This window comes from Archangium violaceum Cb vi76 (assembly GCF_000733295.1).
GTDB classification, from domain to species: Bacteria; Myxococcota; Myxococcia; order Myxococcales; family Myxococcaceae; genus Archangium; species Archangium violaceum.
In genome coordinates this window covers 71,634-97,512 of sequence record NZ_JPMI01000026.1, presented here as the reverse complement: position 1 = coordinate 97,512, position 25,879 = coordinate 71,634, and the positions used below count along the sequence as shown (strand labels likewise).

The following is a 25,879-nucleotide window of genomic DNA, read 5'->3' as shown; positions in this document are numbered from 1 at the left end:
CCATACTTGTTATGCCCACTGCTATGGTAGGGGAGCTTGTGGATGGGTGTGTCAATCGGATTCTCCGGGAGGAAGATGATATTGCGTCCGTCGTTGATGTCGTAGTTGGTGCGGAGGATGATCTTGATCTGCTCGATCGTCAGTTCTTTGTAAAATACGTTCGCCGGGAGCAGATGGTGGGCCTCCCATGAATAGGGAAGGCTGGTACCGATGAAATCCACTCGCTTCCCTTTCCTCGAGCTCAAGAAGAGAACAGCCGTCTTGCGTCGATAGTACCGGCGCAACACGGGCTCTTTCTCCGCCTGATATTCGGCGTTGGCCGAGTCGTAGCTCCCTAGAGATGGCGTAGGGAAGAGTTGGAAGAAGTTGGAGCGGTAGTCGGGTGCAAAGAACCTGTACTGCGCATACTGCGTCTGATCATAGATGTTACGAACCGCATCGCTCTTCGAGCCAATGTAGTTCCATGCGTTCCAGGCGTAGTACGATTGGACGTAGGCTTGCTTGAGCTTGCCCTCGTGGAAGACATAGGAGTGCCGCCCCGGAGCGAGATTGCCACGGACCCGACTCTGACCATCGATATGATCAGGATTTTGATCCGCCTTCGCTTCATTCTTGGATGGCGTATGCGTCGCTGGGTTCTTGAGCCGCAGCCGGTAGACACGCGCGATGAACTTCTCCTCAAGGGACATGTTCTTCTTGGATTGTCCAGACATTGAAGCACCCCTTGCCTGTGAATTGAGACTAGCACCACAACCACCGCGGCAGAGCCCTGTGCCAGGGAGACAGCAGGGGGCCACTCACCCCGCGCGTGCCACGGCCCGGGTCTTCCGCAGCAACCGGGCCAGCGCCTTCTCGTCCGCGGCCTGTGCCAGCTCGCGCGCCCCCGTTGGGTTTGTACGGTCGGCGAGCGTCTTTTCCCACCGGACGACGTCGGTCACGTAAATGCCTGTCTTGGCGATGCCGAACTGAAAGTCTTGCGGCTTCAGCCTGTCTGAAGGCCCGGCGTGGACGGGCCGCGGACCCGCGGGATGTCGAGGCCCGCCTCCGGTGAGCCCGGAGGCGGGGCATGACGGGCAGGAGTGTTTGCTTCGCCCACCCGGAAACCTGGCGGGTCTCCCGTCTACTTCTTCGCCGCGCCCTTCTTCTTGCCCTTCGCGTCCGCCGCCTTGCCCTGCTTCTGCAACTCGAGGACGTAGTGCGTGAGCGCCCAGCGATCCTGCTCGGCGAGGTGCGTGAAGGGCACCATCGTGCTTCCCGGAATGCCGGTGGTGATCGTCTTGAAGATCTCCTCCGGCTTGTTGCCCTTCTTGAAGGCCTCGGCCACGAAGTTGCGCGGCTTGGGCACCAGATACATGCCGGCCGGACCGTTGCCCTCGCCCTTCTCCCCGTGACACGACTGGCAATACGAGGTGTACGCGGTCTTGCCCTTCTCGAGCAGTTCCGGCGTCGCCTTGGGCGCATCGGCCGCGACGGCGGGACCCACCACCGCGACGGACAGCATCAACCCCATCCACTTCATGGACATCCTCACGACTTCTTTCCTCCAGTGAGCTTGTGGCTGCTGATGGGCAGGGTGCGGATGCGCTTGCCCGTGGCGGCGAAGAGGGCGTTCGTCACGGCCGGCGCGATGGGCGGCGTGCCGGGCTCTCCGACGCCGCCGGGAGCCTCGCCGCTCTCGACGATCTCCACGGCGACCTCCGGCATCTCGTGGGGAGCCAGCATCGTGTAGTCGTGGAAGTTGCTCTGCTCGACACGCCCGTTGCGCAGGGTGATCTGCCCGCGCAGCGCGGCGGACAGGCCGTAGACGACACCGCTCTCCATCTGGGCGATGACCGTGTCGGGGTTGACGTACCGGCCACAATCCACCGCGACCCAGACCTTGTGCACGGTGGGCTGGCCATCCGCGGAGACCGACACCTCCGCCACCTCGGCGACGATGCTCCCGAAGCTCTCGGCGATGGCGATGCCACGGTGCCGCCCCTCCGCCGGCGGAGTCTCCCATTTCGCCATCCGCGCCACGGTGTCGAGCACCTTCACGAAGCGCGGGTGCGACTTCTCGAGCAGGGCCCGGCGGTACTTGTACGGGTCCTGCTTCGCCGCGTGCGCCAGCTCGTCGATGAAACTCTCCACGTAGAAGGCGTTGTGGGAGGAACCCACCGAGCGCCAGAAGCCCACCGGCACGCCCGTGTCGACGACGGCCGCCGCGATGTGCTGGTTCGGGCACTCGTACTTCATGTCCGCCAGGCCCTCGATCGTCGTCATGTCGATGCCACTCTTGGGGAGGCCACCGAACATCGTCCAGCGCTGCATGATGGAGGGGCTGGCGATGCTCGCCGTGAAGGCCACGGGGAGGCCATCCGCACCGAGCCCGGCCCGCATCTTCACGAGGCTGGCCGGCCGGTAGAAGTCGTGCTGCACGTCCTCCTCGCGCGACCAGATGAGCTTGACGGGCTTGCCCACGGCCTTCGAGGCCTCGATGGCCTGGAGCATCACGTCGTTCTCCGCCCGCCGGCCGAAGCCACCGCCGAGGTAGGTGGTGTGGACGATGACCTGCTCCTGGGGCACCTTCGTCGCCATCGAGACGAGCATCTTGGTGAGGGTGTGCGACTGCGTGCCCACCCAGAGCTCGATTCCGTCTGGCCGGACGTGCGCCGTGCAGTTGAGGGGCTCCATCGGCGTGTGGGCCAGGAAGGGCGTCGAGTACTCGGCCTCGACCTTCACCTTCGCCGTGCGCAGCACCTTGTCGGGCTCGCCCTTCGACGCCGCCACCGGGAGCTTCTTGCCGCCGGCCGCGGTGCGCAGCTTCTTCTCGATGTCCTTCGAGGACAGCCCGGTCGTGGCGCCCTTCGTCCACTTCGCGTCGAGGCCCGCGGCGGCCGTCTTCGCGGTGAACCAGCTGTCCGCGACGACGACGATGCCCCCGGTCACCTTCACCAGCGACGTGCCCGCGGGCATGCCCTTGGCCAGCGCCTCGAAGTTCGAGCACTCCCCGCCGAAGACAGGCGAGTGGCGCACGGCCGCGTAGCGCATCTCCGGCACGACGACGTCGATGCCGAAGAGGGGCTTGCCCGACACCTTCGCGGGCGTGTCGAGCCGCTTCATCGGCTTGCCCACGAGCTTGTACTCGGAGGGGGCCTTGAGCTTCGGCTCCTTCGGGATGGCGTCGGCGGGCAGCGCGGCGGCGGCGGCGGTGAGCTCACCGAAACCCGCCTTGCGGCCACTCGCCGCGTGGACGATCTGACCCCGCTCGGCGCGGCAGCTCTCCGCGGGCACGCCCCACTGCTTCGCGGCGGCGGCGATCAGCATGTGGCGGGCGGTGGCGCCGATGCGCTGGAGGATCTCCCAGGTGGAGCGCACGCTCGTGCTGCCACCGGTGATCTCGAAGGGCGCACCGGTGTAGTTGAACTCGGCGTCCGAGGGGGCGGGCTCGACCTGAATCCTGCTCCAGTCGGCCTCGAGCTCCTCGGCGATGAGCATGGGCATGGCCGTGAAGATGCCCTGGCCCATCTCGCTCTTGGCCACGTAGATGGTGATGAGCCCGTCGGGGGCGATGCGCAGCCACGTGTTGAGCTTCGCCGCCTGGGGCGCCTTGCCCTCGGTGGGGCCCGTGGCGGCGAACGCCTCGGCGCGGCGCATCGGGTTGGCGGGAAGGTGGAAGCCGAGCACCAGGCCCGCGACCGTCGCGGCGCCCGACTGCACGAAGAAGCGGCGGGAGAGCCCCACCGGGTTGTTCGTCTCCTGGTCGGTCTTCATGGTCAGGCCTTCTCCTCGGAGTTGAGATCGATGGCGAGCTTCACGGCCTTGCGGATGCGGCCGTAGGTGCCGCAGCGGCACAGGTTCGTCATGGCCGCCGAGATGTCGGCGTCCGTGGGCTGGGGCCTGGCCTTGAGCATCGCGGCGCAGGCCATGATCTGCCCGGACTGGCAGTAGCCGCACTGGGGCGCATCCGCCTCGATCCAGGCGCGCTGCACGGGGTGGCTGTTGTCGGAGCTCAGGCCCTCGATCGTCGTGACCTCGCCGCTCACCGCCGCCACGGGCATCAGACAGCTGCGCACCGCGGCACCATCGATGTGCACCGTGCAGGCTCCGCACATGCCCTGGCCACAGCCGAACTTCGTGCCGAGCAGCCCGAGCTTCTCGCGGAGCACCCACAGCAGCGGCGTTCCGGGCTCCGCCTCGACCGTCACATCCTTGCCGTTCACCTTCAGATTCTGCGCCATGCGACCTCCCTCCGGACCCGAGGGGAGCTTCGTCCGGAGTGTGGAATCCCCAACGCAGGAATATCGGGGAACGAGGCGCGGGCCAACGGCCTTTGACACGGCCAGCCCCCTATGACTGGGGGCTGGGGAAAGGCCCTACACCCGGTACGAATCCATGTGCTCGCTCGGTTGGACGCCGACTTCGGCGTGCACACGCCATCCTCTTGTCGGTTGGCATGCTACTCCGTCCCCCACCTCCTCACCACGTTCTGGGGCTCGACGCTGCGCCACCGGCTCGGGGCACGGAAGCTCGGCCTCCAGAAGCCGGCCTACCGCCTCGCCGAGATGCTCGGGCTCATCGACGACGCGGGGGGAAGATGGCGACCTATGGGGACGGGTGAAACGCTCACATCTTCTTCTCGCCAGTGCTGGCGCTTTGGCCGCTGAAGATCGCGCCGTAGTCGATGACGAGGCTGAGCTGCCCCAGCCACTGGCCCTGCGTGAACATCAGATCGCTGTTGTTGACCTGGACCTCCTTGCCCCACCCGGCCATCGCGGTCAACGAGCCGTAGCTGAAGACGGGCAGGGTCCAACTGAGGTACGCGCCGTAGTCGAGCGGCACCCAGAAGCCGTTCCGGAACGGCTGCGACTTCGCCATCAGGGCCAGGCCCACGATGTCGAAGCCCGCGGTGGCCCGGAGCGCCAGCCCTCCCGCCCAATGCGGCGCGATCATGAAGCCGAGGTTGATCGGCAGCCGGAGGTAGATGTCGTCGGAGCCGGGGACGGACGCCTCCGAGTAGAAGCCGACCGCGGGCCGGGTGCCACCGCCGAAGTACAGCCCCGGCAGCAGGAACTCGTCCCAGCCGGAGAGCATCAGGCCCGCCTCACCGAAGCTCGGGACCTGTCCCTCCGCGCCCGGCTGGAAGCCGCGGTACTCGTTCACCGTGCTCCACTTCACGAAGACGCCGCACGGGTAGCCGCCGAACTCCCCGGGCGCCGCCACGCGATACTTGTAGGTGAGGAAGCCGAACTCGCGGTTGCGCTCCGCCTGCTTGCGCCGCCCCTCGGCGGAGGCCATCGCGTCGCCCGCGGTCATCAGCGAGGCGCACACCAGTCCGCTCGAGTCGAGCAACGCGATTTCCTGCGTGTCCGCCTTGACGCTTCGCTGCGAGAAGTCGAAGGGCTGGCCCTCGGGGTTCTCGTCGGCATCGATGTTGGCGGCCTCCGCCGACATGGCGCCGCGGCTGTAGACGATGTGGCTGCAGCCGCTCAGCGCGACGCAGAGGACGACGGCCAGCGGGAGGACACGACGGGACGACGGAGGCATGACGAGCTCCTCGGAAGAGACGGTGCTGTGAAGGGGGTCAGGGATTGCCAGGCGCGGGCATCAGCGACTCGATGCTGACGACGGCGTTGACGCCGAAGCGCGTGGAGAAGCCGCCGCGGAAGGGGAGATCCAGCCAGAGCGGGGAGCCGTAGACGAAGTCACCCACCACGGTGAGCGGCTTCCAGGGCGTCGTCCACGCCGCCTCGAGGCCGCCGTACCAGGACAGCCGTGGGGAGCCCAGAATCGCCCCCAGTAGCGGTGATACCAGTCCGACGTGCAGCTTCCCGGTCAGGCCGACGTTGCCCGGCAGCCGCACGCCGATCTTCCCGTTCGCGAAGACGTCCAGCCCGAGGTAGTCGTGCTCGAAGCCGATCCCCGCCTGCTCATCGAGGGACCAGCTCTCCAGCAGCATCGAGGCGCCGACGGACGCCATCACCGGCAGCCCCTCCGGGTCCCACACGAGCGGCTCTCCCCCAATGTCGAAGGCGAGGTAGTCCCCGCGCTCGAACCGGCTGCCCCCCGCGCCGGTGAACGTCGTGCTCGCCGGTCCGAGGCCCAGCCGCAGATCCGCGGTGATCCGCGGGCCCGGGAGGATGTCGTAGGGCTTGTAGGAGTACTCGACGACGTCGCCGCTCTTCGCGCCCGCCGCGACGGCCTGGTCGATCGCCGCGTCGCGCGCCGCCGACTGGCGTCCGATGTTCACCAGCGCCGCGAGCAGGATGCCGCTCGTGTCCACCAATCGGAACTGGTGGTACATGCGGGAGTAGTCGACCTGGCGTTTGTACTCGAGCGGCGAGGTATCCGGCGAGGTGTCCACCCGCGCCGCCGCCACTCCGGCGCCGTAACCGACGCTGACGCAGCCCGAGGAGAGAACGCCCACGGCGATGAGCAGCGCCAGTGCACGCTTCGAGTCCACACGCGCGGCCGCCACGTCAGTTCACCGTGTAGACGGAGGCCAGGTTCGCGGCGACGTGGAGCTTTCCGCGGACTTCCGCGGAGCCGCTGCCGATGGCGATGCTCCAGCACCCGGGCGAGACGGTGAACTCGTACGTCTTCCCGTCCTCGATGCCGGTGCGCGCGGGGAGCCGGTTCAGGCCGTAGGTGGAGCTGTCACAGTCGGACAGCAGCACCGCGCCGAGCGTGTAGCCGCTCTTGTTGTCGATCACGATCTTCCCGGTCGGCCCGTTCGGATCGCGGATGAGGGGACCGCCCTGGATGTACGACATGACCGCACCGCAGCCGGTGCTGACGACGGACAGCGCGAGGACGGCACCCACCACGAGGCGTTTGAGCGAAGTTTCAAGCATGCGACAGATGTACCGCCGCATGGATTCATGCCGCTATTGCATGGGCATGTTAGGCCGAAAGGTAGGTGTGGGTAGCCACGCCGACACCCGCGTCCCCTGGGAGGACGACTCCACCTGCGCGGTGCCGCCCACGCTCTCCACCCGCGTCCGGAAGTTCTTGAGGCCGCCCTCGCTCCGCTCGAGCGCGCCGTCGGCGAGTCCCCGGCCGTCGTCCTCGACCAGGAAACGGATGCCGTCCGGCTCGCAGCGGAGCGTGACGCGGATGTGCCGGGGCTGCGCGTGGCGGGCGGCGTTGTGCACCAGCTCCTGAACGGCGCGCACCAGCTCGAGCGCCACCTGCCCATCGAACTCCACGCGCGGGTCGGCGGCGAACGCCTCCACCACCACGTCGCGGTCGCCGCCGAGCTCACGGCACCGCTGGGCGAGCCGCGCCACCACGTCCTCCCAGGGGCGCGCTGGCGCACGCAACGCCCAGACCACGGTGCGCAGCTCGTCCATGCCGGAGCGGAGCCGCTCGAGCAGCTGCCCCACGTCGCTCTGCACGGGGGATCCCTCGAGCCGCTGGTGGAGCATGCGCGCCGTCCAGGTGAGGCTGGCCAGCTCGGTCCCGAGCCCGTCGTGAAGGTCGCGCGAGATGCGGTGACGCTCCTCTCGGAGGCGCAGCTCGGCCAGCTCGGCGCGGAGGCGGTCCCGCTCGTTGCGCGCCTCGGTGAGGCCGACGAACAGCCCCCGGAGCACGGTGCCCACCACCACCACCACGCCGCCGATGACCGCGGAGAGCGCCGCCTTCGCGGGCTCCCCCTGGAGGAGGAATAGCAGCGCGAGCACCTGGGGCGCGACCACGAAGGCCAGGCCCTCGATGATGCGTCCGTTGGCATCCATGGCGACGATCACGCTCAAGCAGGCGAAGAGCAGCCAGAACGGGCTGAGCGGATTCCCCGACGCCCACACCAGGGACAGCATCGTGAGCGCGGTGGTCAACGTCTCGAGTGCACACAGCCACCAGTAGGCCGGCGTGGCCCCCCGGCGCCAGAACACCACCGCCGCGGTGAGCGAGACGAGCGTGAACACCCCCATGGCCAGCGCGGTGTCGCGGAGCGTGACCTCGAGCCGCGCGGAGACGCCGGGGATGAGCGGCACCAGTGCCACCGCCAGCGCCCCCGCCATCAGCACCGCCACCGCACGGGGCGCGCGCATCCCGCGGTGTGACTCCACCAACGGGCCGCTGGAGGGGGGACTGCCGACGAGGAGACTCAGCTTCATGGGACGAAGAGGCCCAACCGGACGGCCGCGCTCACCGCCTCGGCCTTGGAGCTCACCGCGAGCTTGCGGTACACGCTGCGGACATGCGCCTGGATCGTGCTCAGGCTCACCGCCATCCGGGCCGCCGCCGCGTCATAGCTGGCGCCGTGGCAGAGCAGCACGAGCAACTCGCGCTCGCGCGCGGTGAGCGGCTCCTGCTGGACCACTTGCGGAGCCCAGAAGCGCCGGACCACCCTCCGGGCCACCGTCGGCGTCATCGGCGCGCCACCCGCGACGGCCTCGCGGATGGAGCGGAGGAGGACCTCCGAGGTGGAGTCCTTCAGCAGGTATCCCTGTGCTCCGGCCTGCAGCGCGGGGAACAGGTGCGCGTCGTCGTCGAAGATGGTGAAGACGAGGCCGACGGCGGTGGGGTGCGTCGTCCTCAGCTCCGTCAGCACCTCCACGCCGGAGCGATCCGGGAGGCCGAGATCCACCAGCGCGCAGTCCACCGGCTTCTGGCGCTGAAGCCAGGAGATCGCCTCGCCTCCGCGAGAGAAGGCTCCGGCGATGCGCATTCCGGACTCGGGTGCCTCAAGCGCCTGCCGGACCGCTGCGAGCAGGTTGGGGTCGTCTTCCACGACGACGACGTTGAGCATGTAGGCAAGTTTACTGCGAGCGCCTCGGATCATGACAATCCGAGACAAACCCCGCTGCTCGCCTGGGAGTAACGCGCTGCGTCGTACCTCGCTGGAGGGGGCTCAACCCATCCGGCGCATGTCGCGCCGAGCCGTCTCCAGCCGGGCGTACAGGGGACGCACCCACCGCTCCACGGCCTCGCGGGCCGGACCGGTCAACGCCCGCTGCTTCATCGCGGAATCGTCCTCGAAGGGGAGGGCGGGGTTCTTGGCATCCTTCCCCATGGCCTCGCGCATCACCGCGAGCTCCTCCCCCGAAAGCTCCAGGCCGAAGAGCTCCGAGTACAGGGAGGGAATCACCGCGGGAAGCTCGCGGTACTCCACGAGCCGCGCGGGTCCACGGCGGGACTCCCAGGCGCCGAGGGCGGCCTCACAGAGGGAGGCCAGGACGCGGGCCCCATACTCCTCGCGGGGCATGCCGGGGAGCTGCTCCGGGCTCCACCCCAGCAGGGCGGGCTCGAGCACGCCGGGCACCAGATGGGCACCGCTGTGGCGCAGATGCGAGGCCATCACCTCCACGGGGTCCCGGTAGAGGAAGAGCCACGGCACACCCGGGAAGGCGCGCTGAATCAGCGGCCATTGCAGCAGGGCCCACGCGTCGAACTTGATGAACAGGTGCCGCTCGGTCGCATGGCGCTTGCGCCCGAGCACGCTCACCATTCCGCGCAACCACGCGATGCGCTGTTCCTCCGTGGGAGTCTCTTCCCCCCAGCGGGCGCGCAGCACCGTGTCCACGGGGGCCGGCTCGGAGAGCACGATGTTGCGAGGCAAGGCCGCCAGCGTCTGCGCCAGCAGGGTCGAGCCACAGCGCGACATGTGGAAGATGAGGCCCGTGGGAGGCAGCCCGGGGCTCAGGGCCTCCAGCTCCGCCAGCTCGTCGAGTGACGTCTGGTGGCGGAACAACCAGTTGAAGGGGTAGCGGAGCCGCCGTTGAATCGTGTCGTCGAAGAAGGGCTCGGTGAAGCGCTGGCCGCCCAGGTGGCACCACTCCACGTCGAACCCGCCCTCGCGCGCGTGGACGCGGACGGGAAACCACTCGGCCAGCAGCGTCGCGTCCATCGTCATGGCCATCGCTCGAACCAGGTGCGGCGCGCCTCCTGCCAGACGGCCCGCACCTCCTCGGAGGTGAAGTGACAGCCCCGCTCCCCGCCCAACCTCACGACGAGCTCCAGGAAGGCCGCCGGGTCCTGTACGTCCCGGAGCCGTGCCTGCAACTCCGGCTCTCGCAGGACGAGGGCACGAAAGCGCTCGAACGCCTCACGCGGCATCGGCGGCCTCCCGCACCGCGCGCGCGAAGAGCGCCCGCAGCCAGTCATCGAGCACGCAGTCCAGCACCAGGTGGATGCGGTCCACCTCCCCGGTGTTGTCCACCCGGTGCGGCTGGTTGACGTTCAGGTACCAGCACTCGCCCTCGCCCATGAGGACGCGCTGGCCGGACAGGAAGAAGCCCACACCCGCATGGGTCACCACGGGGATGTGGAGCCGGACTTCTCCGTCCTCGTAGCCGAGCCGGTAGTCGCGGTGCTCGCGGATGCGGGCCCCGGCGGCCAGCTTGAGGAACCGGACCGATTCGATCCGGCAGGCGAAGGCGGACAGCACTTCGCGGACTCCGGGGCAGCGCTCCAGCACGGGCGTATCCGCGTAGGGCTCGCTCGCGGCGGGGTCCGGGTACAACCGTCCGGCGACACCTCCCACCGAACGCAACGCCACGCCACTCCACTCGCCCTCGTAGGTGCTCGTGTTGAAGTGGGCGACCCATTCCTCCGGGGCCAGGCGCCCCAAGTCCTCCCTCAGGCGCCGCGCATCGAAGCGCAGCGGCAACCGCAGGCTGTCCGGCACGGCGTCCCTCGAGTCCATTGTCCCCATCATGCCTCCTGCCACCTCCCGGAGGCTTCCGGAAACATTGCGGTGTCGCTATTGGCGGAAGGCCAATAAGATGGCCCCATGGGTCTTCCGGTGCGTGCCGCGGTGCTGCAGGTGGTGAATGGTCCCTTCGCCATCGACGAGGTGGAGCTCGAGCCGCCGCGGACGGGCGAGCTGCGGGTGAGGGTGACGGCGAGCGGCATCTGCCACACAGACCTCACCTACCGGGCGGGCGCGGGCCGCTTCCCGTTCCCGGCCGTGCTGGGCCACGAAGGCGCGGGGGTGGTGGAGGCAGTGGGGGATGGCGTGACGGATTTCGTGCCCGGTGACGCGGTGGTGCTCAGCTACTTCTCGTGCCGCGCGTGTGGCACGTGCACCCGCCGCCATCCCGCGTACTGCGAGCACGGGTACGCGGGGAACTTCTCCGGTGCGAGGCCCGATGGCTCCTTCCCCATGCGGTGGCAGGGGGAGCCGATCCGCTCCAGCTTCTTCCACCAGTCCTCGTTCGCCACGCACATGCTGGCGCACCAGCACAACGCGGTGAAGGTCGACGCGTCCGCGCCGCTCGAGCTGCTCGCGCCGCTGGGCTGCGGGTTCCAGACCGGCGCGGGCGCGGTGCTCGAGGCGTTCCGGCTCGAAGATGGGCAGCAGCTCGCGGTGTACGGAGCGGGCGCCGTGGGCCTGGCGGCCATCATGGCGGCGCGAGTCGCCGGCGCGGCCCGCATCATCGCCGTGGACCTCAGCGCGGAGCGGCTCGAGCTGGCACGCGAACTGGGCGCCACCGACACCTTCCTGGCGGACGAGCCCGAGCTCACGAAGACGATCCTGAAGCGAACCCGGGGCGGTGTGGACTTCGCGCTGGAGTGCGTGGGCTTGCCCCAGGTGCTGCGTCAGGCATTCGACGTGACGCGGCCCCTGGGCACCTGCGCGTTGCTCGGCCTGCCTGGCCGTGGCGCGGAAGTCTCGCTCCCGATGAGCGCGCTCCTCTCCGGGAAGAAGCTGGTGGGCATGCTGGAGGGGAATGCCGACCCGAAGACCTTCATTCCGCGCCTGGTCTCCCTGCACGCGGAAGGACGGTTTCCCATCGAGAAGCTGAGCCGCCCCTACGCCTTCGAGGCCATCAACGACGCGGTTCACGACATGGAGACGCGCACGGCAATCAAGCCAGTGCTGCTCATGCACGGAGGAAGGACGCCATGACCTTCGACGAAGCGGTGAAAGCAGGGCGCATCCACATCGAAGCGGCGCTCGCGTTGTTCGACGGCCTGCCCACGGTGGAGCTCGCCTTCATGCACGGCAGGTGGAAGGGCAGTGAGCTCCAGACGGGGCACGCGATGGACGGAATGCTCAGCGCGACGGGCTGGTACGGCAAGCAGTTCATCGACGCCGAGAGCGTGCACCCGCTGCTGTTCTTCACGGAGGACCGCGCGTCGGTGTTCCCGGTGGACCCACGTAAGTGGCCGTCGCCGGAGATTCAAGGCTTCGTGGGCGCGCACCGGGCCAGGGTGGAGACCGGGAAGTTCAAGGCGCGGCTGCGCATGACGGAGTACCGCGGGAAGCTCAGCGCGACGATGATCTACGACGACTGGCCCACCCTCGACGTGTTCCGGAAGGTCGACGCGGACACGGTGCTCGGCGCGATGGACGCGCGAGGAATGGCGGCGCCGTACTTCTTCGTCCTGCGCCGCGATTCCGCCGGTTTCACAAGAAGCGCTTGAGGAGGCCGAGCTTCCCGCCATAGGGCGGGTAGCGCAGCTTCATGTCGAGCGTGAAGGGCCGCTTCACCACGCTCTTCTTGTGACTGAAGGCATCGAAGCTGGCCTGGCCGTGGTAGCCGCCGATGCCCGACTCGCCCACTCCCCCGAAGGGAAGCCCCTCGACGGCGAAGTGAACGCACACGTCGTTGGCGACCGCTCCGCCGCTCGAGGTCTCCGTGAGGACGCGCTCGTTCACCGCCGCGTCACGCGCGAAGCTGTAGAGGGCGAGCGGCTTCGGACGGGCGCGCACGAAGCGGATGGCGTCGTCGATGCTCGGACAGTCGACGAGCGGGAGGAGGGGACCGAAGATCTCCTCCTGCATCAGGGGGCTCGACAGCGGTGCATCGGTGATGACGGTGGGCGCGAAGTAGCGGCTGGGCGCGTCGCGCTCGCCGCCGAAGGCGATCTGGCCGTCGGCCGCGAGCGCGGCGATGCGCTCGTAGTGGCGAGGGCTGACGATGCGGCCATAGTCGCCGCTCGTGCTCACATCGGCACCGTAGAAGCTTCTGACGGCCTTCTGGACCAGGTCGATGAAGCGGCCCTTGAGCTCGGGTGGAATGAGCACGTAGTCCGGCGCCACGCAGGTCTGTCCGGCGTTGACGTACTTGCCCCAGGCGATGCGTCGCGCGGTGACCTCGAGGTCCGCGCTTCTGTCGACGATGCAGGGGCTCTTTCCACCCAGCTCGAGCACGGTGGGGGTGAGGTGCCTGGCGGCGGCTTCGGCCACCACCCGGCCCACCTGGGTTCCACCGGTGAAGAAGATGAGGTCCCAGCGCTCCGCGAGGAGCGCCTGGCTCGCCTCCACGCCTCCCTCGACGACCGAGACGACTTCCTCCGGGAAGGCCTCGCCCAGCATCCGCTTGAGCACCCCCGAGGTGGCGGGTGACAGCTCACTGGGCTTCAACACGGCCGTGCAGCCCGCGGCGAGTGCCCCGATGAGCGGCGCCATCGACAACTGGTAGGGGTAGTTCCAGGGGGAGATGATGAGCGTCACGCCGAGCGGATCCGCGTATTGGTAGGCCCGCGCCGGCTGGATGATGAGGGGCGCGGACCCCCGCCGAGGCTCCATCCACGCCTTCACGTTCTTGAGCGCGGTCTTGAGCTCTCCGTAGATGTTCCCGACCTCGGTGAGGTAGGCCTCCTCCGGGCTCTTCGAGAGATCCGCCTTGAGGGCGGAGAGAATCTCCGCCTCGTACTTGTGCGCCGCCCGTTGGAGCGCCAGCAGCCGCTCCCGCCGCCATTGGAGCGGGAGCGTGACGCGGGTCTCGAAGTAGGCACGCTGTTTTTCGACGAGCGCCTTCATGTCGGACGAAGGCGGAACGGCGGCGAGGTTGCTGATACTTCGAGCCATGGGACTTCTCCTTCCGGGGGAGGGGGCTACTTCAGGAGCTCGCCTTTTTCGGCCTTCTCGACGAGCGAGGCGGGGGGCAGGAAGTGCTTCCCGTAGCGCTCCGCGAGCTCGCGCGCGCGGGTGACGAAGCCGCGCGGCCCCGTGCCGGTACGCCCTTCGTAGCCGTTGATGTATTGCACGACACCTCCCGTCCACGGCGGGAAGCCGATTCCGAGGATGGAGCCCACGTTCGCGTCGGCGGCGGAGCGGAGGACGCCTTCGTCGAAGCACCTCACCGTGTCGATCGCCTCGGCGAACAACATCCGCTCCTTCATGTCCTCGAAGGGGATGGTGTAACCGGGCCTGGTGTAGTGCTGGGCGAGCCCCGGCCAGAGGCTCGTGCGCTTGCCATCCACGTAGTCATAGAAGCCGCCACCGGTGGAGCGGCCCTTGCGCTGGTGCTGATCGATCATCGCGTCCATGACCGCGTAGCTGCCGTGATCCATCCACGGCTTTCCAGCGGCCTCGGCGGCGGCCTTGGTCTCGAGGCGGATCTTCCGCGGCAGGGTCAACGTCAATTCGTCCACCAGCTGGAGCGGAGCCGCGGGGTAGCCCGCCTGGAGGCCCGCCTGCTCGATGGAGGCGGGAGAAATCCCCTCGCCCACCATGGCGATGGCCTCGTTGAGGAACGTGCCGATCACCCGGCTGGTGAAGAAGCCCCGGCTGTCGTTGACGACGATGGGCGTCTTTCCAATCTGCACCGCGATGTCGATGGCCTTCGCCAGCGTGGCGTCGCTCGTCGTCTTGCCCGCGATGAGCTCGAGCAGCGGCATCTTGTCCACCGGGGAGAAGAAGTGCATCCCGACGAAGTCGGCCGGCCGCTGCACGCCCTCGGCGAGCAGGGTGATGGGCAGGGTGGAGGTGTTGGAAGCAATCACCGCGTCCGGGGCGATCACGCCTTGAATCTCCTGGAAGACCTGGTGCTTGAGCTTCACGTCCTCGAAGACCGCTTCGATGACCAGGTCACAACCCGCGAGCGCGGCGGCATCCGCGGTGGGGTGGATTCGCGCCAGGAGCGCGTCGCCCTTCTCCTTCGTGGACTGGCCCTTCTGGATGGCCTTCTCCACGAGCTTGACGGAGTACTGCTTGCCCTTCTCGGCGGAGGCGAGGCTCACGTCCTTGAGCACCACGTCGATACCGGCCTTGGCGCACACATAGGCAATGCCCGCGCCCATCATCCCGGCCCCGAGGACACCGACCTTCTTCGCCGTGTGCTGCGGGAAGCCCTTCGGACGGCCGCCGCCCGAGTTGATGTGCTGCATGTCGAAGAAGAACGCCTGAATCATGTTCTTCGCGACCTGGCCGGTGACGAGCTCGGTGAAGTAGCGCGACTCGATGGTGAACGCGGTGTCGATGTCCACCTGCGTGCTCTCGACGGCCACCGCCATGATGGCGCGCGGCGCGGGCATGTTCGCGCCCTTGAGTTGCTTGCGCAGGTTGGCGGGGAAGGCGGGCAGGTTCGCCGCGAGGGAAGGGGAGGACGGGGTGCCGCCCGGAATCTTGTAGCCCTTCTGGTCCCACGGCTGCTGTGCCGTGGGGTTCGCCTTCACCCACGCCTTGGCCGCGGGCAGGAGCGCTTCCACCGAGTCCACCACCTCGTGCACGAGGCCCAGCTCCTTCGCCTCCTGGGGCCGGTAACGCTGGCCCTGGAGCAGGACCTTCATCAGCGCGTCCACGATGCCGAGCATGCGCACCGTGCGCACCACGCCGCCGCCGCCGGGAAGCAGCCCGAGCGTCACCTCCGGAAGCCCGACCTGCGTGCCCTTGACGTCGGCGACGATGCGCCGGTGACACGCGAGCGCGATCTCGAGCCCGCCTCCGAGCGCCGCGCCGTTGATGGCCGCGACCACGGGCTTGCCCAGGGTCTCCAGCACCCGCAGCTGCGCCTTGATCTCCTGCCCGAGCTCGAAGACCTTTTTTGCCTCGTCCTTCTTCACGTCGCGCAGATCGTTCAGATCGCCCCCCGCGAAGAAGGTCTTCTTCGCCGAGGTGATGATGACACCCGTGAGGGTGTCCTTCTCCTTGGCCAGGCGGTCCACGGTCGCGCGCATGGACTTCACGTATGCGGCGTTCATCGTGTTGGCGGACTGGCCCGGATCATCCAACGTCAAGACCACGATGCCGTCGGCGTCTCGTTCCCAGCGGATGGTGTTCTGCTCGCTCATGGGTTCGCTCGAATGTTGTCGAAAAGAAGAGGGGAAGAGGTTCAAACGCGCTCGACGAGGGTGGCCACGCCCATTCCGCCGCCGACGCACAGGGTGACGACAGCGCGGCGCGCCTTGCGCCGCTCGAGCTCGTCCACCACCGTTCCGAGAATCATCGCGCCGGTGGCCCCGAGCGGGTGGCCCATGGCGATCGCGCCGCCGTTGACGTTCATCTTCTCGCTCGGGATGGCGAGGTCCTTCTGGTACTTGAGGACCACGGAGGCGAAGGCCTCGTTGAGCTCGAAGAGGTCGATGTCCCGGACGGAGAGGCCGGCGATGTCGAGCAGCTTCCGGGTGGCGGGAATCGGGCCGGTGAGCATGATGGTCGGGTCCGCACCGGACGTGGCGACGGCGGCGATGCGCGCCCGCGGCGTGAGGCCGAGCTCCTTGCCGACCTTCTCCGAGCCCAACAGCACGAGCGCCGCGCCATCGACGATGCCCGACGAGTTCCCCGGAGTGTGCACGTGGTGGATCTTCTCCACGAAGTGGTACTTCTGCAGCGCCACCGCGTCGAAGCCACCGGCCTCGCCAATCCCGGCGAAGGAGGCGTTGAGCTGACCGAGCGAGGCCACGGTGGAGTCCGGACGCATGTGCTCGTCGCGGTCGAGCACGGTGAGGCCGTTCTGGTCCACCACCGGGACGACGGAGTTCTTGAAGTATCCGGCGGCCCAGGCCTTGGCCGCGCGCTCCTGCGACTGCGCGGCATAGCGGTCCACGTCCTCGCGGGTGAAGCCCTCCATCGTCGCGATCAGATCCGCGGAGATGCCCTGGGGCACGAAGTAGGTGTCGTAGTTGGTGGCGGGGTCCAGGGCCCAGGCGCCACCGTCCGAGCCCATCGGGACGCGCGACATGCTCTCCACTCCGCCCGCGATGACCAGGTGCTCCCAGCCCGAGCGAACCTGCTGGGCGGCCAGGTTCACCGCGCTCAGGCCCGAGGCGCAGAAACGGTTGAGCTGGACTCCACCCGTCGTCTCGGGGAGTCCGGCCGCGAGCACCACGGTCCGGGCGATGTCCGCACCCTGGTCCCCGACCGGAGAGACCACGCCGAGCACCAGGTCGTCGATCCGCTGGGGATCCAGGTTCGGGTGGCGCTTCTTGAGCGCATCCACCAGGCCGACGAGCAGCGATACGGGCTTGATTCCGTGCAGCGCGCCCTTCTTGCCCTTGCCGCGAGGGGTGCGAACGGCGTCGAAGATGAAAGCTTCCTGGCTCACTGAGAGCCTCCTTGCGAAACGATTGAGGTGGGTTCAGAGGGAACGGGCGACGAGCTCTTTCATGACCTCGTTCGCGCCGGCGAAGATCCGCAACACGCGGGTATCGGCGAACAGGTGGGCAATAGGGTATTCCTTCATGTACCCGTACCCTCCAAAAAGTTGCAGGCAGCGGTCCACGACGATGCAGGTCTGGTCCGTTACCCAATATTTGGCCATGGCCGCCGTGGTCACGTCGAGCTGGCCCTGGAGGTGGGACTGGATGCAGTCATCGACGAAGGTGCGGCAGACGCGCCTCAGGGTCGCGCACTCCGCGAGCTCGAAGCGGGTGTTCTGCAAGGCGATGAGGGGCTTGCCGAAGACGTGACGCTGCCTGGTGTACTCGACCGTCACCTCCACGGCCCGCTCGAGGCTCGCCATGCCGATGAGCGCCGTGACCAGCCGCTCCTGGGGCAGTTGCTGCATCATCTGGACGAAACCACGGCCCTCCTCGCCGCCGAGCAGATTGACCGCGGGGACCTTCAGGTCATCGAAGAAGAGCTCGGTCGTGTCCTGGCCCTTGCCGCCGAGCTTGTCGAGGATGCGGCCCCGCTCGAAACCGGGCGTCGTGTCGGAGACCTCGGCGCACAACAGCGAGATGCCGGCGTGGCCCTTCTCGTCCCCCGTCCGGACGGCGATGATGAGGAAGTCACAGACGTAGCCGTTGGAGATGAACGTCTTCGCGCCGCTCACCCGGTAGAAGTCGCCGTCCCGCACCGCGCGGGTGGAGATGGCCTGGAGGTCCGAACCCGTCCCCGGCTCGGTCATGGCGATGGCTCCCACCCACTCGCCACTCGCGAGCTTGGGCAGCCACTTCTGCTTCTGCGCCTCGGACGCATAGGCCAGGACGTAGTGCGCGACGATGGAGCTATGCACCGCGAAGCCCATCGAGGGGTCCCCGGCGCGGATCTGCTCCTCGACGAGGACGGCCTCGTGCGCGAACGTCCCGCCGCCTCCGCCGTACGCCTCCGGGATGGACATGCACAAGAGCCCAAGCTCGCCCGCCCGTCGATAGAGCGCCTTGTCCGGATGACCCTGGGCCACGTGCTTGGGCACGTTGGGAAGGACCTCTTTCTTGAAGTAGGTGGCCGCGAGCCCGCGCACCTGCTCGAGCTCGTCCGAGCTCCATGGGGAACGTCTCGTCATGTCTGCCTCTGGGGTTCCGCTCTAGAGTCCGAACGTCTTGCCGATGATGTCGCGCTGGATTTCGCTCGTGCCGCCATAGACGGTGGAGATCACCGTGGCGCGCAGATGCGATTCCATGTCGTACTCGGTGGCGTAACCGTAGCCCCCCATCATCTGCACGCCCTCGAGCGCCACGCGCTTGGCCGTCTCGGTGGCCTTCAGCTTCGCCATGGAGGCCTCGCGGGGGAGCATCCGCTCGGGTGCTTCGTCCGCCATCGCGGCCACGCGGTAGAGGAGCAACTCGCAGCAGTCGAGCTCGGTGGCGAGATCCGCGATCCGGTGCTTGAGCGCCTGAAAGGAGCCGATGGGCCGGCCAAACTGCTTGCGCTCCTTCACGTATGCCACGGCGTCATCGAACGCCCGCCGGCCGCGGCCGAGCATGGTCGCCGCGAGGATGAGCCGCTCGCTGTTGAGTCCCGCCATGAGCTGGGGCCAGGCCTGGTCCACGGCTCCTACGACCGCGCTCTCGGGCAGGTAGCAGTCGGTGAAGTAGACGTCATTCACGTCCTTGCCGTTCAGGGTGGGGATGCCGCGAATCTCCACTCCCGCCGTGCCCGTGGGGACGCAGAACATCGTGAGGCCCTCGTGCCGCGAGCTCGAGGTGTTGGTGCGTGCCACGAGCAGGAGATGGTCCGCGATGTGCGCGTTCGAGCACCAGGTCTTCTGCCCGTTGATGATGAATCCTCCCGGCGTCCGGGTCGCGCGGCAGGTGATGGCGGCGGCGTCCGAGCCAGCCCCGGGCTCGGAGATCGAGATGGCCTCCACGCGGCCCCCGGTGATGCCGCCGAGGATCTTCTCGCGCTGGGCCTCGGTCCCGAACTTCGCGTACGGACCGGCGGCGACCACCGTGGTGACATAGCCCCCCACGGGCGCGAGCCCGTAGGCGATCCGCTCGGCGAAGAGACAGATGTCGGACATCCCTCCCTCCGAGCCGCCATACTTCGAGGGGATGCCCACGCCCAGCCAGCCGAGCTCCGCCATCTGCGCGTAGAGGGCGGGGTTGTGGGCCTCGGTGCCGTTCTGGGTCAAGGTGTCGCGCTGTGCGCGCGTGCCGGTCCTGGCGCGACAGAACGCGTCGATGGAGTCCGCGAACGCGGTCTGCTCCGGTGTTCTCGCATGCATGGATGTCCCCTGGGTGTGGGTTCCGGGAGGTGATGGGTCAGGCGTCCGCGTAGAGCGCGTCGATGCGCCCGGCGTACTGCTCGAGGATCACGCGGCGCTTGAGCTTGAGGGTGGGCGTGAGCTGGCCCGTCGCGGGAGACCACGCCTCGGGGACCACCTCGAAGCGCTTGATCTGCTCCGCGCGGGAAAGCCGGGCGTTGGTCGAGGCGACGAGCGACTCGAGCTCGGCGCGAATCGCCGGATCGCGCGTGAGCTCGGCGAACGAGCGCGACGCGAGGCCATGCGCTTTGGCCCAGAGCGGCGCGGCGTCCGGGTCGAGGGAGATGAGCGCCGTCACGTAGGGCCGACGGTCTCCAATCGTGATCGCCTGGGCGACGAGCGGATGGGCGCGCAGCATGCCCTCGATGCGGGATGGCGCGATGTTCTTCCCGCTCGAGGTGATGAGGAGTTCCTTCTTCCGGTCGGTGATGGTGAGGAATCCGTCGGCGTCGAGCGTGCCGATGTCGCCGGTGGCGAGCCAGCCGTCCGCGTCGACCGCGCTGACGATCTGTCCGTCCGCGGCGAGATAGCCGAGGAACACCACGGGGCCGCGGACGAAGATTTCATCGTCGCTGGCCAGCCGGAGTTGCACCCCGGGAATGGGCCGGCCCACGGCACCGAGGCGGAAGTCCGCGGGCGTGCTGATGGTGGCGCAGCCGGTGGTTTCGCTCATGCCCCAGACCTCGAGCACCTTGAGCCCGAAGCCTCCGAGGTACTCGAGAATGTCGACGGGGATGGGTGCCGAGCCGCTGCTCGCCCACTGGAGCGCATCCAGCCCGAGCGTCCTGCGCAGGGGCTTGAGGACCCTGGCCTCCACCTCCGCGGCCTTCTGCATGAGCTCCGGGGGAACGGTTCTTCCGGCGCCTTCGAGCCGGAAGACCTCCACGGCCACTGCATGAGCGGCGAGGATGGGCTCGCGCTGGGAAGGCTCGAGCGTGCCCAGCCTGGCCCGCAGGCCCGCGGCGAGCTTCTCCCAGACGCGCGGTACTCCGAAGAACGCGGGGGGAGACACCTTGGCCATCAGTGGCACCACACCCGCGGGATCCGTGCAGATGTGCATGTGCAGCGCCTTGTAGAGCGCGCGGTAGAAGCCGAGCTCGCGCTCCGCGATATGCGCCAGCGGGAGATAGGCGATCGACGGGGACTGCATGGGGATGGGGACGGCGATGTCCACCGCGACCGCCTCGTAGAAGGCGTTCCGGTGGCTCAGCACCACGCCCTTGGGATCGCCCGTGGTGCCCGAGGTGTACATCATCGCGATCGGATCCTCGGGCCGGATGGTCCTCCAGGCGTCCTCGAAGACCGCGGGTTCCCCCTGGTGCAATCCGCGGCCCCCGGCCTCGACCTCCGCGAAGGAGACGAAGCGCGTATCCCCGGCTGGGATGGCCGATGCATCGAGGACGATGAGCCGTTTGAGCGCCGGGAGCGTTTCGAGCACCGGCCGCCACCGTGCGACCTCCTCCGCGCCCTCCAGTACCGCTACCGTGGCCCCGCTGTGCCTCGCGACGTAGCCCACCTGCTCGGTGCTCAGGGTCTGGTACGCGGTACAGGGGATGGCACCGAGGTGGACCGCGGCGAAGTCGATGATCCAGTGCTCGGGCCGGCTGGACATCATGATCAGCATCCGCTCGCCTCGCCTCAGCCCGAGCGCGCCGAGCCCGCGAGCGAGCGCGGCGGTCTGTTCGCGCAACTGCGCCCAGGTGAGCGTCTTGTCTCCGGCGGTGAGGGCGGGAGCGCCCGCGTATTCCTCGGCATTGCGTTTGAGGAGCAGCGGCAGCGTGAGCTTGCTTGCCTGTGATTGGCACTGCGCTTCCAAAGCTGCGAGAGACGGACCCATGGGCACCTCCTCGACTCAATGGCCAGACGTGGGGGGATGTTTCGCTTCAGGGGTCGACGTAGAGGTCGAGCAGGACGTCGGGGCCGCCCCCGTAGTGGCTGAAGTCGGTGATGCCCTCGGCGCGAAGGACGTCTTCGTCGATGAAGGTCTGTCCCGTGCAATCGCGTGGCGGACGCTGGAGGATGGCCACGGCCGCATCCGCCATGATCTCCGGCGAGCGGGCCCGCTGCATGGAGGCGTCGCCTCCGAGCATGTTCTTCACGGCGGCGGTGGCGATGAGCGTCCGGGGCCAGAGGGCGTTCGCGGCGATGCCGGCCTCGGCCAGCTCCGCGGCCCAGCCGAGCGTGAGCAGGGTCATCCCGTACTTGGCGAGCGTGTACGCCGGGTGCAGGCCCATCCAGCGCGGTGCGAGGTTGACCGGTGGCGAGAGCGAGAGGATGTGCGGGTGGGGAGACTTCCGCAGGTGCGGAATCGCCGTGCGTGTCAGAAGGAACGTGCCCCGCAGCTGGATCTGCTGCATCAGGTCGAAGCGCTTGACCGGGAGCTCTTCGGTCTTGAGCGGAGCGAGGGCGCTCGCGTTGTTGACGCAGAAGTCGATGCCACCAAAACGCGCCACGGTCTCGTCCACGGCCCGCTGCACGGCCGCTTCGTCGCGCACGTCGCCGACCACCGCGAGCGCCTGGCCGCCCGCGGCTTCGATCTCCGCGGCCGCCGTGTGCACCGTCCCGGGCAGCCGTGGATCCGGGGTGTCGGTCTTCGCCAGGAGCGCGACATTGGCCCCCAGCCGCCCCGCGGCGACGCCAATCGCCAGCCCGATTCCGCGGCTTCCTCCGGACATCAACAGCGTGCGTCCCGCGAGCGGCTTCGAGGTCATTGCTCGTCCTTTGCCCGCTTGCGCCCCTGCCCCCGGGCGTCGCCGCGCTCGGACTGGGCGTTTTGATGGAGCTGGGGGAACACGTCGCGCACGATCGTGATGAGCGCTTCGCTCAGGAGCAGGTGCGCGTCTTCGCGCGAGAGTGTCCCGCCGCGGATCCACTCGCGGATGGTGGCCTTCACCAGACCGCCATAGGAGCGAATCATCGCCCGTTGCCGCGCGTCACTTCCGACCTCGACCTTGAGGCCCAGGAACTCGAGCGTCTTCAACGCGGACACGTCGTCCGCCTCCGAGATGATGCGCTCGATCTCCGGATCCGCGCCGATCCCCCCCGCGCTGGTGATCGCCACATACGTCTTTCCGTGGATCGCCACCGTATCGAGGTACCACTGCACGCTGCGCTCTACCCGCTGCCGCAAGGTTCCCGTCATGGGCACGCTCTCTTCCAGGCCGGGCATCAGCAGCATCCTCTTCACGACCTTCAAATAGAGATCCCGCTTCTGCCCGAAGTAGTGATTGATCAATCCCCGGGCGACACCCGCCTCCCGGGCGATGTCCGTGGTCGAGACTTCCGAGTACGGACGCTCGCCGAAGAGCCGCATGGCGCACGCCAGGATCTGTTCCCTGCGCGTGTCCGGCTCGAGCCGTTTCCAACGAGGAGCGAGGGCCGGGCTCATGATTTCTGCTCCCTCCAGGGCAGGAACGTCGGCAGGTCCCGCTCCAACGTTCGGGGGAACTTCGCGGGCCGCTTCTGCAGGAACGACATCACACCCTCCTCGGCGTCCGCGTTCTGGGCACAGCTCGCGATGAGCTGGCTGTCGAGCACGAAGGCGGGCTCGGGAGACGGGAGCGCGCTCATACGATAGAGGGCCTGCCGGATGACCGCCACGGATACCGGCGCGGTGTTCTCGACCAGATCGCGGGCGAGCGCATGGGCGGCATCGAGCAGCGCGCCGGGCTCGTGGAGGGACTGGACCAGGCCCGCGCCGAGCGCCTCTTCCGCCTGGATCAGACGGCCACTCACCATCCAATCGAGCGCGCGCCCCATTCCGACGAGGCGCGGCAGGAACCAGCACGAGCCCGCCTCCGGATAGATGCCACGCCGGCTGAAGACGAAGCCAAAGCGGCTGTCTTTCGCGGCGAGGCGGAAGTCCGCGGGGAGGATCATCGTCGAGCCCACGCCCACCGCGGCACCACGGACAGCGGCGATGACGGGCTTCCGCAGCGCGAACATCTTGCGAGTCACCCGGGTCGCTGGCTCGATCCATCCTCGCTCCAGGTGCTCGAGATTCGACACCTCGAACGAGCGGCCGCTCAGGTCCGCTCCCACGCAGAAGTCCTTGCCAGCGCCGGTGAGGATGACCACGCGCACGTCTTCGTTCGCGTCGGCGTTGGCGAGCGCGTCGCCGAGCTCGTCCGCCATGGTCACGGTGAATCCGTTCCTCGCCTCGGGACGGTTCAACTCCAGGGTCGCGACCCGGTTCGCAACGGAGAACCGGATGTGTTGGTAGCTCATGAGTGGGGCCTCAATGCGGGGGATGATGGGGGCTTGTTGGCAGCATGTCAACAGCAACAGTCTTTGAAGGACTTCCTGTGAGGGCATGCCGGGTGTCCGACGTATTGCGTCATGCTGGACGCGCGGGTCAAAGTCCCCCAGGCTGCGTGGCAAGATAACGGCGGAGATATGGGCGAAATCTATCTGGTGCGGCACGGTCAGGCGTCGTTCGGCACGGATGACTATGACCGGCTCTCGGCCGTCGGGGTCGAGCAGGCGCGGCGGTTGGGGAACTGGTTCCGCATGCGCGGTCTCACCTTCGATCGTGTCGTCGTCGGATCGCTGTTGCGCCACCGCCAGACGCTGGAGGCGACGGGCTACACCGGACTCGAGCCCGAAATCCTGCCGGGCCTCAACGAGTATCACTTTCACGCTCTGCTCGAATGCCATCTGGAGCAGTGTCCGGTCGAACCGCCGTTGGACCTCAAGGACGCGCGCGTCTTCTACCGCCAGTTGCGCCTGACCCTCGGCGCCTGGGCTGACGGTACGCTGCGGCATCCTCGGTTGCCGGAGAGCTGGAGCGACTTCGAAAGCCGCATCCGCGCCAGCCTCCGCGCGATGGTCGACCCGCCCGATGCGCAGCGCGTGCTCGCCATCAGCTCCGGCGGTGCCATCAGCGCGCTGGTGCGCGAAGTGCTCGGCCTCACGGTCGAACAGATGATCACCATGAACCTGCAAATGGTGAATACTGGCATCACCCGTCTGATGTTCAAGGGCGACAAGGTGCGGCTGCAGTCCTGGAATGCGCAGCCGCATCTGGAGCGCCCGGATGCGGAACACCTGATCTCGTATACCTGACTGTCTTCAAAGGGGAACCCATGGACTTCGAACATTCGCCCCGAGTCACGGAGCTGCGGAATCGGCTCAATGCCTTCATGAAGGAGTACGTCTATCCGAACGAACACACGTTCGCCCAGCAGGTGCAGAAGAACCGCTGGGTATCGCCGCCGATCGTCGAGGAGCTGAAGGCCAGGGCGAAAGCTCAGGGGCTGTGGAACCTGTTCATGCCGGGCACCGAGCATGGTGGCGCCGGCCTGACCAACCTGGAGTACGCGCCGCTGGCGGAAATCATGGGCCGCGTGTTCTGGGCCGCCGAGGTCTTCAACTGCTCCGCGCCCGACACCGGCAACATGGAAGTGTTCTCGCGGTACGGGACGCCCGAGCAACAGAAGAAGTGGCTGGAACCGCTGCTGGAAGGGAGGATCCGCTCGGCCTATGTCATGACCGAGCCGAATGTGGCTTCCAGTGACGCGACCAACGTCGAGCTCTCGATCCGCGCTGACGGCGACGAGTACGTCATCAACGGCACCAAGTGGTTCGCCACCGGAGCGATGCACGAGAACTGCCAGATCTTCATCGTCATGGGCAAGACGGATCCGGACAATCCGAACCGCCACCTGCAGCAGTCCCAGGTGCTGGTCGAACGTGGCACGCCGGGCATGATCATCAAGCGGCCCCTGTCGACGCTGGGTTACTGGGAGGAGCCGCACGGCCACGCCGAAATCGTGTTCGACAACGTGCGCGTGCCGAAATCGAATCTCCTGCTCGGCGAGGGCCGCGGCTTCGAGATCGCCCAGGGCCGCCTGGGCCCGGGCCGCATCCATCACTGCATGCGCGTGATCGGCGCCGCCCAGCGCGCACTGGAGTACGCCTGCAAACGCGTGGAGAATCGCGTGGCCTTCGGCAAGAAGCTGAGCACGCAGGGCTCGGTGCGCGAGGCCATCGCGGTGATGGCGTCCAAGGTCGAGATGTGCCGCCTGCTGACGCTGCGCGCGGCGGACAAGATGGACCGCGCCGGCAATAAAGAGGCGAAAGACCTGATCGCGATGGCGAAAATCATGGTGCCGCAGCTCGGCTTCGAGGTCATCGACATGGCGATCCAGATGCACGGGGCCGGTGGTCTGACCGGGGATTATTTCCTCGCCGAGGCGTTCAACTACGCACGCTGGTGCCGCATTGCCGATGGTCCCGATCAGGTCCACATGATGGCGCTCGGCAAGCAGGTCATCCAGGAGCTGTCCGCGCTTTGAGCG

26 protein-coding genes are annotated in these 25,879 nt (G+C 67.8%); 4 read left to right on the top strand and 22 right to left on the bottom strand.

The window, feature by feature from the left end:
• The 13 genes from Q664_RS04990 to Q664_RS04935 form a co-directional block, all read right to left on the bottom strand.
• On the bottom strand, window positions 1–689 hold a 689-nt coding region (locus Q664_RS04990), incomplete at its 3' end, for an AHH domain-containing protein (protein WP_043390353.1).
• A 108-nt stretch (window positions 690–797) separates the two neighbouring features.
• The gene (locus tag Q664_RS58840; protein ID WP_160174336.1) at window positions 798–938 is read right to left on the bottom strand and encodes a hypothetical protein; all 141 of its coding nucleotides are present in this window, start codon (window positions 936–938) and stop codon (window positions 798–800) included.
• Window positions 939–1,120: 182 nt separating this feature from the next.
• Entirely contained in the window at window positions 1,121–1,525 is a 405-nt protein-coding gene (locus Q664_RS04985) for a c-type cytochrome (RefSeq protein WP_043390350.1), read from the bottom strand.
• A gap of 2 nt (window positions 1,526–1,527) precedes the next feature.
• Complete coding sequence (locus Q664_RS04980) at window positions 1,528–3,753, bottom strand: xanthine dehydrogenase family protein molybdopterin-binding subunit (protein WP_043390347.1); 2,226 nt, start codon at window positions 3,751–3,753, stop codon at window positions 1,528–1,530.
• 2 nt (window positions 3,754–3,755) lie between these two features.
• Window positions 3,756–4,220 (bottom strand): (2Fe-2S)-binding protein, encoded by a 465-nt coding sequence (locus Q664_RS04975; protein ID WP_043390346.1) that lies wholly within the window; start codon window positions 4,218–4,220, stop codon window positions 3,756–3,758.
• 385 nt (window positions 4,221–4,605) lie between these two features.
• On the bottom strand, window positions 4,606–5,526 hold the full coding sequence (locus Q664_RS04970) for a hypothetical protein (protein ID WP_043390344.1): 921 nt from the start codon (window positions 5,524–5,526) through the stop codon (window positions 4,606–4,608).
• A gap of 37 nt (window positions 5,527–5,563) precedes the next feature.
• A complete protein-coding gene (locus tag Q664_RS04965) occupies window positions 5,564–6,457 on the bottom strand; it encodes a hypothetical protein (RefSeq protein ID WP_043390342.1) in 894 nt (297 codons plus the stop codon).
• Window position 6,458: 1 nt separating this feature from the next.
• Window positions 6,459–6,833, bottom strand: coding sequence for a hypothetical protein (locus tag Q664_RS04960; RefSeq protein WP_152621918.1), 375 nt, complete (start codon window positions 6,831–6,833; stop codon window positions 6,459–6,461).
• A 33-nt stretch (window positions 6,834–6,866) separates the two neighbouring features.
• Window positions 6,867–8,096 carry a sensor histidine kinase gene (locus tag Q664_RS04955; RefSeq protein WP_152621917.1) on the bottom strand — a complete coding sequence of 410 codons (1,230 nt, stop codon included), beginning with the start codon at window positions 8,094–8,096 and terminating at the stop codon, window positions 6,867–6,869.
• Window positions 8,093–8,731, bottom strand: coding sequence for a response regulator (locus Q664_RS04950; protein ID WP_043390334.1), 639 nt, complete (start codon window positions 8,729–8,731; stop codon window positions 8,093–8,095). Before Q664_RS04950 ends, Q664_RS04955 begins: the two co-directional genes overlap by 4 nt.
• A 102-nt stretch (window positions 8,732–8,833) precedes the next feature.
• Window positions 8,834–9,835 (bottom strand): aspartyl beta-hydroxylase, encoded by a 1,002-nt coding sequence (locus Q664_RS04945; protein ID WP_052517682.1) that lies wholly within the window; start codon window positions 9,833–9,835, stop codon window positions 8,834–8,836.
• Window positions 9,832–10,038 carry a Nif11-like leader peptide family natural product precursor gene (locus Q664_RS04940; protein ID WP_043390333.1) on the bottom strand — a complete coding sequence of 69 codons (207 nt, stop codon included), beginning with the start codon at window positions 10,036–10,038 and terminating at the stop codon, window positions 9,832–9,834. The genes Q664_RS04945 and Q664_RS04940 overlap by 4 nt, the downstream gene beginning before the upstream one ends.
• A complete protein-coding gene (locus tag Q664_RS04935; RefSeq protein ID WP_235216560.1) occupies window positions 10,028–10,639 on the bottom strand; it encodes an aspartyl/asparaginyl beta-hydroxylase domain-containing protein in 612 nt (203 codons plus the stop codon). Before Q664_RS04935 ends, Q664_RS04940 begins: the two co-directional genes overlap by 11 nt.
• Window positions 10,640–10,714: 75 nt before the next feature.
• On the opposite strand from Q664_RS04935, the gene Q664_RS04930 reads away from it, so the two are divergent.
• Together Q664_RS04930 and Q664_RS04925 are read left to right on the top strand one after the other, a co-directional pair.
• Complete coding sequence (locus tag Q664_RS04930) at window positions 10,715–11,833, top strand: NAD(P)-dependent alcohol dehydrogenase (RefSeq protein WP_043390329.1); 1,119 nt, start codon at window positions 10,715–10,717, stop codon at window positions 11,831–11,833.
• Window positions 11,830–12,351 carry a DUF4334 domain-containing protein gene (locus Q664_RS04925; RefSeq protein WP_043390327.1) on the top strand — a complete coding sequence of 174 codons (522 nt, stop codon included), beginning with the start codon at window positions 11,830–11,832 and terminating at the stop codon, window positions 12,349–12,351. Before Q664_RS04930 ends, Q664_RS04925 begins: the two co-directional genes overlap by 4 nt.
• On the opposite strand, the gene Q664_RS04920 is transcribed toward Q664_RS04925, so the two are convergent.
• From Q664_RS04920 to Q664_RS04880, 9 genes are read right to left on the bottom strand one after another with little or no spacing between them, the layout of a single operon-like run.
• Window positions 12,335–13,741, bottom strand: coding sequence for an aldehyde dehydrogenase family protein (locus Q664_RS04920; RefSeq protein ID WP_052517679.1), 1,407 nt, complete (start codon window positions 13,739–13,741; stop codon window positions 12,335–12,337). The two genes, Q664_RS04925 and Q664_RS04920, sit on opposite strands and share 17 nt — an antisense overlap.
• A 26-nt stretch (window positions 13,742–13,767) precedes the next feature.
• Entirely contained in the window at window positions 13,768–15,945 is a 2,178-nt protein-coding gene (locus Q664_RS04915) for a 3-hydroxyacyl-CoA dehydrogenase NAD-binding domain-containing protein (protein WP_043390325.1), read from the bottom strand.
• 41 nt (window positions 15,946–15,986) lie between these two features.
• Entirely contained in the window at window positions 15,987–17,198 is a 1,212-nt protein-coding gene (locus Q664_RS04910; RefSeq protein ID WP_043390323.1) for an acetyl-CoA C-acetyltransferase, read from the bottom strand.
• Between the two features lie 33 nt (window positions 17,199–17,231).
• Window positions 17,232–18,380, bottom strand: coding sequence for an acyl-CoA dehydrogenase family protein (locus Q664_RS04905; protein WP_043390321.1), 1,149 nt, complete (start codon window positions 18,378–18,380; stop codon window positions 17,232–17,234).
• Window positions 18,381–18,401: 21 nt separating this feature from the next.
• Window positions 18,402–19,541: an acyl-CoA dehydrogenase family protein gene (locus Q664_RS04900; protein WP_043390319.1), complete on the bottom strand. Its 1,140-nt coding sequence runs from the start codon at window positions 19,539–19,541 to the stop codon at window positions 18,402–18,404.
• A 37-nt stretch (window positions 19,542–19,578) separates the two neighbouring features.
• Window positions 19,579–21,417 carry an AMP-dependent synthetase/ligase gene (locus tag Q664_RS04895; protein WP_043390317.1) on the bottom strand — a complete coding sequence of 613 codons (1,839 nt, stop codon included), beginning with the start codon at window positions 21,415–21,417 and terminating at the stop codon, window positions 19,579–19,581.
• A 46-nt stretch (window positions 21,418–21,463) separates the two neighbouring features.
• Window positions 21,464–22,291, bottom strand: coding sequence for an SDR family oxidoreductase (locus Q664_RS04890; protein WP_043390315.1), 828 nt, complete (start codon window positions 22,289–22,291; stop codon window positions 21,464–21,466).
• On the bottom strand, window positions 22,288–22,968 hold the full coding sequence (locus tag Q664_RS04885; RefSeq protein WP_043390312.1) for a TetR/AcrR family transcriptional regulator: 681 nt from the start codon (window positions 22,966–22,968) through the stop codon (window positions 22,288–22,290). Before Q664_RS04885 ends, Q664_RS04890 begins: the two co-directional genes overlap by 4 nt.
• On the bottom strand, window positions 22,965–23,807 hold the full coding sequence (locus Q664_RS04880) for an enoyl-CoA hydratase-related protein (RefSeq protein ID WP_043390311.1): 843 nt from the start codon (window positions 23,805–23,807) through the stop codon (window positions 22,965–22,967). The genes Q664_RS04885 and Q664_RS04880 overlap by 4 nt, the downstream gene beginning before the upstream one ends.
• Window positions 23,808–23,918: 111 nt before the next feature.
• On the opposite strand from Q664_RS04880, the gene Q664_RS04875 reads away from it, so the two are divergent.
• Together Q664_RS04875 and Q664_RS04870 are read left to right on the top strand one after the other, a co-directional pair.
• Entirely contained in the window at window positions 23,919–24,644 is a 726-nt protein-coding gene (locus tag Q664_RS04875) for a histidine phosphatase family protein (RefSeq protein WP_084609526.1), read from the top strand.
• Between the two features lie 20 nt (window positions 24,645–24,664).
• Window positions 24,665–25,876, top strand: a complete 1,212-nt coding sequence (locus Q664_RS04870; RefSeq protein ID WP_043390307.1) for an acyl-CoA dehydrogenase family protein — start codon at window positions 24,665–24,667, stop codon at window positions 25,874–25,876.
• Window positions 25,877–25,879: the final 3 nt, after the last annotated feature.